The following is a 10,518-nucleotide window of genomic DNA, read 5'->3' on the forward strand; positions in this document are numbered from 1 at the left end:
GTGGCGCGGGGCTACCTGAACCGGCCGGGGCTGACATCGGAGCGGTTCGTGGCGAGCCCGTTCGTGGAGGGCGACCGGCTGTACCGGTCGGGCGACCTGGCGCGGTGGCGGGCGGACGGCAGCCTGGAGTTCCTGGGTCGCAACGACTTCCAGGTGAAGGTGCGGGGTTTCCGGATCGAGCTGGGCGAGATCGAGGCCCGGCTGTCGGGCTGTGCCGGTGTGCGCGAGGCGGTGGTGGTGGCGCGCGAGGACCGTCTGGTCGCCTACTACACCACGGCGGCCGGTGCGCAGCCCGGGGCGGAGGCGCTGCGGGCGCATCTGGGCTCGGCGCTGCCGGACTACATGGTGCCGGCGGCCTATGTGCGCCTCGACGCGCTGCCGCTGACCGCCAACGGCAAGCTCGACCGCGGAGCACTGCCGGCGCCGGACGGCGACGCCTATGCGTCCCACGCCTACGAGGCGCCGGTCGGGCCGGTGGAGGAGGCGCTGGCCCGGATCTGGGCCGAGGTGCTGGGGCTGGAACGGGTCGGCCGGCACGACAACTTCTTCGATCTCGGCGGCCACTCGCTGCTGGCGGTGCGGGTGCTGGAGCGCATGCGCCGGGAAGGGCTGCACGGCGACGTGCGGATGCTGTTCGCGGCACCCAGCCTGTCGGGACTCGCCGCCGAGGCGACGACCAGCGAACCGGCGGTGGCGGTGCCGGCCAACCTGATCCCGCGGGACTGCACCGCGATCACGCCGGACCTGCTGCCGCTGGTGAGCCTGAGCCAGCGGGAGATCGACGGGATCGTGGCGACGGTCGCCGGCGGCGCGGCCAACGTGCAGGACGTCTACCCGCTGGCGCCGCTGCAGGAAGGCATCCTATTCCACCACCTGATGGCCGAAAAAGGCGACGCCTACCTGCTGCGGAGCCTGATGAGCTTCGCCGACCGCGGCCGGCTGGACCGCTTCGTCGCGGCGCTGGACGCGGTGGTCGCGCGGCACGACATCCTGCGCACGGCGGTGGTCTGGGAAGGCCTGGCCGAACCGGTACAGGTGGTGTGGCGCAAGGCGCCGGTGGCGGTGGAGGAGCTCGTCCTCGACCCGGGTGCGGGCGACGTGGCGGAGCAGTTGCGGGACCAGTTCGATCGCCGGCACTACCGGCTCGACGTTCGCCGCGCGCCGATGATGCGCCTCGCGGTGGCTTTCGATCCCGTGAACGCGCGCTGGGTGGCGATGTGGCTGCTGCATCACCTGATCGAGGACGCCACGTCGCTGAAGCTCCTCAACGCCGAGATCGGCGCGTTCATGGCCGGACGGACGTCGTCGCTGCCGGCGCCGCTGCCGTTCCGCGATTTCGTGGCCCGGGCGCGGCTGGGGCGGTCGGAGGAGGAGGACCGGGCATTCTTCCGGGCGATGCTGGCGGACGTGAACGAGCCGACGGCACCGTTCGGACTGATGGACGTGCGCGGCGACGGCAGCGGGGCCGTCGAGGCGCGCCGGCTGGTGGACGCCGGCCTGGGGCGCAGACTGCGCGACGCGGCGCGGTCGCTGAGGGTGAGCCCGGCGAGCGTGGTCCACGTGGCCTGGGGGCAGGTGGCGGGCCTCGCTTCGGGACGCAGGGACCCGGTATTCGGCACCGTGCTGTTCGGGCGCATGCAAGGTGGGGAAGGGGCCGACCGGGCGGTAGGCCTCTTCATCAACGCCCTGCCGATCCGCCTGCGCCTGGGCGCGTCGAGCGCCCGTGACAGCGTGGTCGAGGTCCACCGGCTGCTGGGCGAGCTGATGCGCCACGAACATGCGTCCGCGGCGCTCGCGCAGCGGTGCAGCGGCCTCGATCCGCAGGTGCCGCTCTTCACCTCCCTGCTGAACTTCCGCCACGGCGTCCTGCCCTCCGACTGGAGAGCGGAGGGGGCGGAGGCGGCCTGGGCCGACATCGGCTACATCGGAGGCGAGGAGCGCACGAACTTCCCGCTCCTGATGGCCGTGGACGATTTGGGCGACGCCTTCCAGCTGAGCGCCCAGGCGCCGGGCGACACGGGCCCCGAGCGGATCTGCGCGATGATGCACCGGGCGTTGGAAACCCTGGTCGAGGCGCTGGAACGGCATCCTTCGACGCCGGTCGGCGAGCTGGAGGTGCTGCCGCCGGAGGAGCGCCGCCGCCTGCTGGTGGAGTGGAACGATACGGCCAGGGGCCGTGCGCACGACCGGTGCATCCACGAGCTGTTCGAGGACCAGGCGGCGTCGACCCCGGACGCGACGGCGCTCGTCCACGAGGCCCGATCGATGAGCTACGCGGAGCTGGACGCACGCTCCAACCAGTTGGCGCACCATCTGCGGTCCCTCGGCGTCGGACCCGGCGCGATGGTGGGCCTGCACCTCGAACGAACTCCCGAGCTGGTGGTCGGGCTGCTGGCGATCCTCAAGGCCGGCGGCGTCTACGTGCCCATGGATCCGGCCTATCCGGCCGAACGTCTCGGCTTCATGCTCGAGGACACCCGGGCGGAGGTGATCGTCACCCGAAGCGGACTTGCCGGCACGCTGGCCGGCCACCGCATCCATACGGTGTCGCTGGACCTCGACGGCATCCGGATCGGCAACTGGCCGACGCCGCCGCTCCCCGGTCTCGTCACGCCAGCCGACCTGGCCTACGTCATCTACACCTCCGGTTCGACCGGGCGACCGAAGGGGGTGCTGACCACGCATGCCGGCGTCCTCAACCGGTCGCGGATGCAGGACGACATCGATCCCTATTTCGACGGCAGCCGCTGCGCGCAGAAGGCCTCCATCGGCTTCGTCGATTCCGTCTTCGAGATCCTCTGCCCGCTGGTGCGGGGCAAGACCGTCGTGATCTTCGCGCACGAGGTCACCATCGACGCCGACGCGTTCGTCGGGGCGCTGGAGGAGGCGTCGATCCATCACATCGTGACGGTACCCTCGCAGGGGGCGGCGATGCTGGAGACCGGCCGCCTGGGCCGCCTGACGGAACTGAGGAGCTGGACGCTGGGCGGCGAGGAGCTGTCGCCGGCACTCCTCCAGTCGATCAGGCGGTGCCTGCCGCGGTGCAGGATCATCAATCTGTACGGATGCAGCGAGTTCACCGACGCCGCCACGACCTGCGTCGATCCCGACGCGTCCGACGCGAGGGTCCCGATCGGCGGGCCGGTCGACAATACCCGGATCTACGTGCTGAGCCCGGACCTCACGCCCGTGCCGGCCGGGGTGGTCGGCGAGCTCTACCTCGCGGGCGACAGCCTGTCGCGCGGCTACCTGAACCGGCCCGGCTTCACGGCCGAACGCTATCTCCCGTGTCCGTTCGGCGCACCCGGGGGGCGGATGTACCGGACGGGAGACCTGGGGCGCTGGCGGCCGGACGGCACGCTGGAATCCCTCGGCCGCGCGGACTTCCAGGTCAAGATGCGCGGGTTCCGGATCGAGCTGGGCGAGATCGAGGCACGGATGCTGGAGTGCCCCGGCGTGCGCGAAGCCGTGGTCCTGGCGCGCGAGGACCAGCCTGGCGACAGGCGCCTGGTCGCCTATTACTCCGGCGAGGCGGAGCCGTCGTCCCTGCGCGCGCATCTGGTGTCGGTCCTGCCCGGGCACATGGTGCCGGCCGCCCATGTGCGGATGGAGGCCTTCCCGTCGACGTCGAGCGGCAAACTCGCCCGCAAGGCGCTGCCGCCGCCCGGCGGCGAGGCCTTCGCCGCCCGCGCCTACGAGCCGCCGGTGGGCCCGACCGAGGAGGCTGTGGCCGCGGCCTGGGCCGACATACTCGGCGTGGAGCGGGTCGGCCGGCACGATAATTTCTTCGAGCTCGGCGGCCACTCGCTGCTGGCGACGACGGTCATCGGGGCCGTCCGCCGGCGGTTCGGCATCGGAGCGTCCCTGCGCTCGGTGTTCGAGGCGCCGACCGTGGCCAGCTTCGCCGCCCGCCTGGAATCCGGCGACAGGGACATGGCCTTCCTCCACACCTCCGACGGGCAGAGGATCGCCTACCAGACCTGGGGGGACGACGCTTCGGGCCCGGTCGTCGTGCTGCAGCACGGCTTCGCCACGAACGCGGCGTTCGACTGGGTCTTCACCGGCGTCGTGTCGGAGCTGAGGTCGCAAGGCCGTCGCGTGGTCGCGCTGGATGCGCGCGGGCATGGCGAGTCGGACAAGCCGCATTCCCCCGAACGCTACGGCCTGCAGCGGTCCGCCCTCGACATCCGCGAGCTGCTGGACCATCTCGGCGCCCGCGAAGCCGACCTCGTCGGCTTCTCGATGGGTGCCGTGGCGGTGCTGCGCGCAACCGCCGGCGATGCGCGCGTAAGGAGGCTGGTGCTCGCCGGCGTCGGCGAGGGCCTGATCCCCGGCGGCGGAGCAGAAGAGGCGTTTCCCGTCACCGACATCGTCGACGCGCTCGTGGCGGACGAGCCGGACCCGGCCGTCGATCCCGACGCGCTCTGGTTCCGCGACCTGGCGGACCGCAGCGGATCGGACCGCATCGCCCTGGCTGCCCACCTGTCGGCACCACCGCAAGGTGCTGTCCCACTGGCGTCGGTCCGGGTCCCGACGCTGATCGTCGCGGGCGAGGACGACCGCCTGGCGAGGCGGCCCGGCAGGCTCGCCGCTGCCCTGGCGGACGCCCGGGTCGCCATGGTGCCCGGGGACCATCGCACGACGCTGGCCGCCCCCCGCTTCAAGACCTGCCTGGTCGAGTTCCTTTGCCGGGGGCCGGGCGGATAGCGATGCGATCCCCTCGTCCACCATCCCGCAACGCCGTTTCGGACGCCGAGGCATAGAGGTCCACATGCTGCAAGACATCGATCGTCACCGGGCGGTCATCGCCTCCAGAACGGCGTATCCGACACGCGGCGGCACGTACCCGCACGTCGTCTCCGGCTCGGGCCCATACGTCACCTCGCAGGACGGCACGACCTATCTCGACGCGTCGGGCGGGTCGGGCTCGCTGATCTTCGGCCATGGAGACGCGGAAATGGTCGGCGTGCTCGCCGCCCAGGCCGGTACGCTGACGCTGTTTCCGTCCCGCAGCCTCGGCGTCGAGATCGTCGAGCGCTACATCGGCGAACTCGTCGATTTCGCGCCGGCCGGCCTCGACCGCGCGCTCACCTTCACCAGCGGCTCGGACGCGGTCGAGGCCGCGATCAAGCTGGCGATCCATTACCATTTCGCCTCGGGCCGTCCGGAGAGGGCCAAGGTCATAGGACGGCGCGGGTCCTATCATGGGAACACCCTGGCCGGTCTCGGCGCGGGCGGCTTCCTCGGGCGGCGCAAGCCCTATGAGAAGGCCCTGGGCCAGGTCGCGAAGGCCGCCTCCGCCCATTGCGCGGCCTGCGAGTTCGGCCATGCCGCCGGGGCGTGCGAGGTGGACTGCGCGAGTTCGATCGAAGCAGCCGTCCTGGCCGAGGGCCCCGACACCGTGGCGGCCGTCATCGTCGAGCCGATCGTCGGCGCCGCCCTGAGCGCGGCAGTGCCCGACACCCGCTACTTGGCCCGGGTCCGGGAGATCTGCGACCGCTACGGCATCCTTCTGATCTTCGACGAGGTGATGACCGGCTTCGGCCGGACGGGGCACCGCTTCGGCTGCGAGATCTGGGAGGTGATCCCGGACATCCTCGTCTGCGGAAAGGCGATGAGCGCCGGGTATTTCCCGCTCTCGGGCGTGCTGGCGTCCCTTCGCGTGGCCGAGGCGTTCGAAACGGGCGAGGGCCCGTTCCAGAACGGCCACACGCATGCCTGCAGCCCGGTCGGAGCCGCCGTCGGCCTCGAGGTGCTGAAGCGCCTGCGCGAGCCGGACCTGCTGGAGAACGTCCGCCGCCTGGGCGCGTCGCTGCGCGAAAGGCTGCAAGACGGCGACCTCGCGGAGGTGATCCGGGACGTGCGCGGCGAAGGCCTGATGATCGGCTTCGACATCCGCCGGCAGCCGGGGCACCGCCAGTCCCGGCCGGGCGAGGCGGCGGACGGGTTCCAGCGTGCGGCCCTGCGCCGGGGCCTGATCATCTACGCCAGCAGCGGCGGGGCCGGGACGACGGCCGGGGACCATGCCATGCTGCTGCCGCCGCTGACGATCGGTCCCGCCGAGATCGACGGGATCGTCGAGAGCCTCCTCGCCGCCGCGCGAGCCGTGATGCGTCCGGAGTGAGGTGGACAGGCACATGCCCGAAACGCAAACCCTCCCCCTCGCCGGCGGACGGAGCACGGGTTTCGTCCAATGGGGCGACCCGGGCGGCCAGCCCGTCATCCACCTGCACGGAACGCCGGGCTCCAGGCTGGAGCGCTATGTCGACGAGGCGGTGACGGCCTCGCTCGGCATAAGGTTCATCACCCTGGACCGCCCCGGCTACGGCGCCGCCGAACCCGTGCCGGGATGGACGCTGCTGGATTGCGCATCGGTGGTCGCCGGGCTCGCCGACCATCTCGGACTGGACCGCTTCAAGCTCCATGCGATGTCCGGCGGGGCGCCATACGCGCTCGCCACCGCCTGGGCGCTGGGGGACCGGGTGGCCGCCGCCGCCATCGTGGCGGGGCTGGGCCCGCTCGACAGACCCGGCGCGCTGGACGGGATGAGCGAGGAGAACGTCGCCGAATACGCGATCGCGCGCGCCGAGCCCGAACGGCTGGGCCGGTTCCTGTCCCGCAGGCGGACGGCGCCCGCCATGCCCGAGGCGGAGCTCGCGACGCTGTCACGCATTCCGGGCCTGCTGGACATGCTGATCGAGAACCACGGCGAGATGACGCGCCAGGGACAGGCCGGGACGGTCAGCGACCATCTGGCCGTCGTCGCCCCCTGGGGCTTCCGGCTTCAGGACGTCGCGGTGCCGCTCCATCTCTGGCACGGCGACCGGGACACCCTGGTCCCGATCCACCATGCCGAACACGTCGCGGCCACGGTCCCGCGGGCGGTGCTGCACCGCCGCCGCGGCGAAGGGCATTTCGACATGTTCGCGCGGCAGCGCGACGTGCTCGGCCTCCTCGCGGACCAGCCCTGGGCGGGCCGCGGGCCGGACGGCAGGTCCCCGCGATGACCGACATGACCGCGAAGCGCGAGATCCGGATCATCGGCAGCACGCCGACCCGCACCGCCGGGGAGACGGGGGAACGGTTCATCGGCCGCTTCAACGCCGCGGTGGGATGGGCCGACCGCGCGGGCTGGACCTCGGCGCTCATCTACACCAGCAACAACGCGCTCGACCCGTGGCTGCTGGCGCAGCTCCTCGTCCTGAACACCGGGAGCCTGAGGCCGCTGGTCGCGATCCAGCCGATCTATTCCCACCCGTTCACGGTCGCCAACCAGCTGGCGAGCCTGGCCGCCCTGCACGGGCGGGGCGTGGACCTGAACTTCGTCGCCGGCGACCATCCCCGCGACCGCGAGAGCCTGAACGACGCGGTCCCCCACGACGAGCGCTACGCGCGGCTCGGCGAATACGGCAGGATCGTCAAGGAGCTTCTCGGCTCGCCCCGGCCGGTATCCTTCGCGGGGCGGTACTACGCCGTGAAGAACCTTCAACTGGTCCAGCGGCCCTCCGCCTCGATCCGGACCGGTTTCCTGATGTCGGGCTCGTCGGAGGCCGCGCGGGACGTCGCCAGGGCGCTCGGCGCCTGCGCCATCCAGTACCCGGAAGCGCCCGGTGCCGCCAGCCACCGTGCCACGGAACCCGGACTGGAGCGCGGCGTCCGCCTGGGGATCATCGCCAGGTCGACCGACGCCGAGGCCTGGGACGTCGCGAACCGGAGGTTCCCCGCCGATCCCGACGGAGCGGCGATCCGCGAATACGCGAGCGGCGTCTCGGATTCGCGGTGGGTGAAGACGCTGCTCGACGCCTCGGCCCAAATCCGCAGCGGGGTCTACTGGCTGGGTCCGTTCAAGCATTTCCAGCGGAGCTGCCCGTATCTGGTCGGCAGCCATGCGGCGGTCGGGGCCGTGCTGGCGGACTACGTCTCGGCCGGATACCGGACCTTCCTGATCGACTCGCTGGAAACCGAGGAGGAGGCGCACGCGATCACGGACCTGTTCGGCGCCATCAGGCGAGGCGAGGAAGACGGGGAGGGGCCGGATGTCGACATCGGCGGGAAAGGCGGGAACTGATCTCACCGCCGGCCCCATCGGCAGGGGGCTCATCGGCATGGCCGTCCCGACGCTGGCGACGAGCATGCTGCAGTCGCTGCAAGGCTCGGTGAACGCGATGTGGGTCGGCCGGCTCCTCGGGGCGGATGCGCTGGCGGCCAGCTACACCGTCAACATCGTCCTTTTCCTGATGTCGAGCCTCGTGTTCGGCGTCGGCGTCGCGGCGATGATCCTCGTCGGGCAGAGCAAGGGGCGGGGCGATCTCGACGAGGCGCGGCGCGCCATGGGCGGGGCGGTCGGCCTGTTCGCGGTGGTCTCGACCGCGCTGGCGGCCTCGGCGTGGGTGCTCGCGCCGCTGCTCCTTGACGTCCTCGGGACGCCCGGGCCGGTCAAGCCCCTGGCGGTCGCGTATCTGCGCGCGGTCCTGGTGTCGACCCCCGCGGCCTTCGTCCTGCTGCTGATCATGATGGGCCTGCGGGGCGCGGGCGACGCGGTCACCCCGGTCTGGTTCATGGTCGCGCTGGTGGTCGGCGACGCCCTGCTCAACCCCGTGTTCATCCAGGGCTGGGGGCCGGTTCCGCGCCTGGGCATCGCCGGGTCCGGGGTCGCCACGGTGGTGTCGACCTATGTCGGGCTGGCAGCGATGCTCTGCACGATCTATGCGCGGGACCTGTCCTTGCGGCTGCGCGGCCGCGAATTGCTGTATCTCCGCCCGAGCCTGGCCTTGAGCCGCACGCTCGCCGCCAAGGGGCTGCCCATCGGGATGCAGATGGTGGTGGCCTCGACCGCGGCGCTGGCGATGACCGGCCTCGTGAACGCGCACGGCGCCACCGCCGTCGCCGCGTTCGGGGCGGCATCCCAGCTCTGGACCTATATCCAGATGCCGGGGACCGCGGTCGGCGCGGCGGTATCGGCGATGGCGGCCCAGAACATCGGAGCCGGGCGCTGGGACCGGGTTGGCGAGGTCGCACGCGCCGGCCTTCTGCTGGGCCTTGCGGTGACCGCGTCGCTCGTCGTCGCGGCCCTGGTCGCCGGACATCTCGCGATCGGCATCTTCCTGCCCGCCGGCGGCCCCGCCGCAACTGTGGCGCAGCACATCCTCCTCGTCACGGGCTGGGGCTTCGTCCTGTTCAGCGCGTCCACGATCCTGTCGGGCGTCGTCCGGGCCAACGGGGCGGTGATGGCGCCGCTGGTCATCGCCGCCGTGTCGATGCTGCCGGTCCGGCTGGGTTTCGCGGCCCTGCTGCAGCCTCATCTCGGAACCGACGCGCTGTGGTGGAGCTTCCCGCTCGGCTTCGCCGCGGCGCTTCTGCTGACCGGTCTCTACTACCGGTTCGGCCGGTGGCGCGCTTCGCGCATCGGGCCCGTGCGGAACCCGCCGCCGCCCGGGCGGGCGGACCTGGCGAGAGAGCCTCGCGACATGAAGCCCGGGCTTTCGTAGGTCGTGGGCGAACTCGCCAGAGGAGCCGCTCCGCCGGCCGAGCGATCCTTGTGGTCGCCGCCGTTGCGTCGATTGCCGATGGCGTCCAGAGCTGGGGCGCCCGCGTCGATGTCCCCGCGAGGCCTACCGGCTTGTTGGCCGCCGGCCTGCCGTCGGTGGCGCGTCCTCGCTCCCGAGGGCCCGGGTATGGTCGCAACAGTCATGGAAGGTGATGGGACGAGGCGTGTCCAATTGCACGTAGTCGACGGCGCCCATGACCATGTCGACCGTTTCGCCGTCGCTGCTTAGCGGAAACGTCAGGCGTTCGTAGAAGACCAGGGAAGGCAACGGATGGGGCGTGCAGGTATGGACGACGCGCCGTTCCTCCCGCGCGCGGGCATAGCTGCGCCGCAGCAGGGCGACGAACTCGGTCTGGGGCAGGTCGCCGAAGGTAAGGCCCGTATGGTCCTTTCCCCAGATGTCCACGACCCGGGTTCCGACCAGCCTGAGGCGGAAATCGTCGGGGAGCACGTCGGCCAGAACGATGTGCGGCAGCAGGGCGCGGAGATCCACCGGATCGATGTGTCGGCGTCCCGGCATCGTTCCGTCCGGCGCCAGCGAGCGGTAGTAGTCGTAAATGGACCTGAGCGCCGCGCTGGCGATGGCGGGCGGCGCCTCATCCTTCGGGCGCGAGGCCTCGCCATCGAGCCGCCCGGTCGTCACGCATGCGCCCGACGGCCCGCTCAGCAACGGTCGTTCACGGGTGCGCATGCGCTTGTCCCGCAGATGGGGCGACAGTCACCGCCATCGAGGTTGTCGACGGCGTGTCCTGGATGTCGGTGGATGGGACGAGATTGATCGTTTCGATCCTTGAACGCCGATGGAACGGTGCTGTCCGGCCAGATTGCCTAAGTGGTGCATCCGGCAAATCGTCAGAGATTGTTGTGTCCCGGCGCTGTTGAGGGGGTATGCGCATGTGCTTGGGAGCAGCGTCATGGTTGTTCGGCTTCGGGAACTGAGTGATCACGAGCGGGGGGAAGTGCAGCGGATC

Annotated in this window: 7 protein-coding genes; 5 read left to right on the plus strand and 2 right to left on the minus strand. The window is 71.4% G+C overall.

Annotation, left to right across the window (positions count from 1 at the left end):
* Positions 1 to 48: 48 nt before the first annotated feature.
* From VGO20_RS23510 to VGO20_RS23530, 5 genes are all read left to right on the plus strand, one after another.
* Positions 49 to 4,707, plus strand: coding sequence for a non-ribosomal peptide synthetase (locus tag VGO20_RS23510; RefSeq protein WP_327504827.1), 4,659 nt, complete (start codon positions 49 to 51; stop codon positions 4,705 to 4,707).
* Between the two features lie 64 nt (positions 4,708 to 4,771).
* The gene (locus tag VGO20_RS23515) at positions 4,772 to 6,124 is read left to right on the plus strand and encodes an aminotransferase family protein (RefSeq protein WP_327504828.1); all 1,353 of its coding nucleotides are present in this window, start codon (positions 4,772 to 4,774) and stop codon (positions 6,122 to 6,124) included.
* Between the two features lie 13 nt (positions 6,125 to 6,137).
* A complete protein-coding gene (locus tag VGO20_RS23520) occupies positions 6,138 to 7,007 on the plus strand; it encodes an alpha/beta fold hydrolase (protein WP_327504829.1) in 870 nt (289 codons plus the stop codon).
* Positions 7,004 to 8,068 (plus strand): LLM class flavin-dependent oxidoreductase, encoded by a 1,065-nt coding sequence (locus VGO20_RS23525; protein ID WP_327504830.1) that lies wholly within the window; start codon positions 7,004 to 7,006, stop codon positions 8,066 to 8,068. The genes VGO20_RS23520 and VGO20_RS23525 overlap by 4 nt, the downstream gene beginning before the upstream one ends.
* On the plus strand, positions 8,037 to 9,488 hold the full coding sequence (locus VGO20_RS23530; RefSeq protein WP_327504831.1) for an MATE family efflux transporter: 1,452 nt from the start codon (positions 8,037 to 8,039) through the stop codon (positions 9,486 to 9,488). The genes VGO20_RS23525 and VGO20_RS23530 overlap by 32 nt, the downstream gene beginning before the upstream one ends.
* Before the next feature lie 123 nt (positions 9,489 to 9,611).
* Here the strand turns inward: VGO20_RS23530 and VGO20_RS23535 are convergent, their stop codons facing one another.
* Positions 9,612 to 10,238, minus strand: coding sequence for a PAS domain-containing protein (locus tag VGO20_RS23535; protein WP_327504832.1), 627 nt, complete (start codon positions 10,236 to 10,238; stop codon positions 9,612 to 9,614).
* Positions 10,225 to 10,518: hypothetical protein (locus VGO20_RS23540; RefSeq protein ID WP_327504833.1), on the minus strand; the 294-nt coding region annotated here is incomplete at its 5' end. The genes VGO20_RS23540 and VGO20_RS23535, both read right to left, overlap by 14 nt.

This window comes from Arenibaculum sp. (assembly GCF_035998295.1).
In the GTDB taxonomy this organism is placed as follows: Bacteria; Pseudomonadota; Alphaproteobacteria; order Azospirillales; family Azospirillaceae; genus DASYHS01.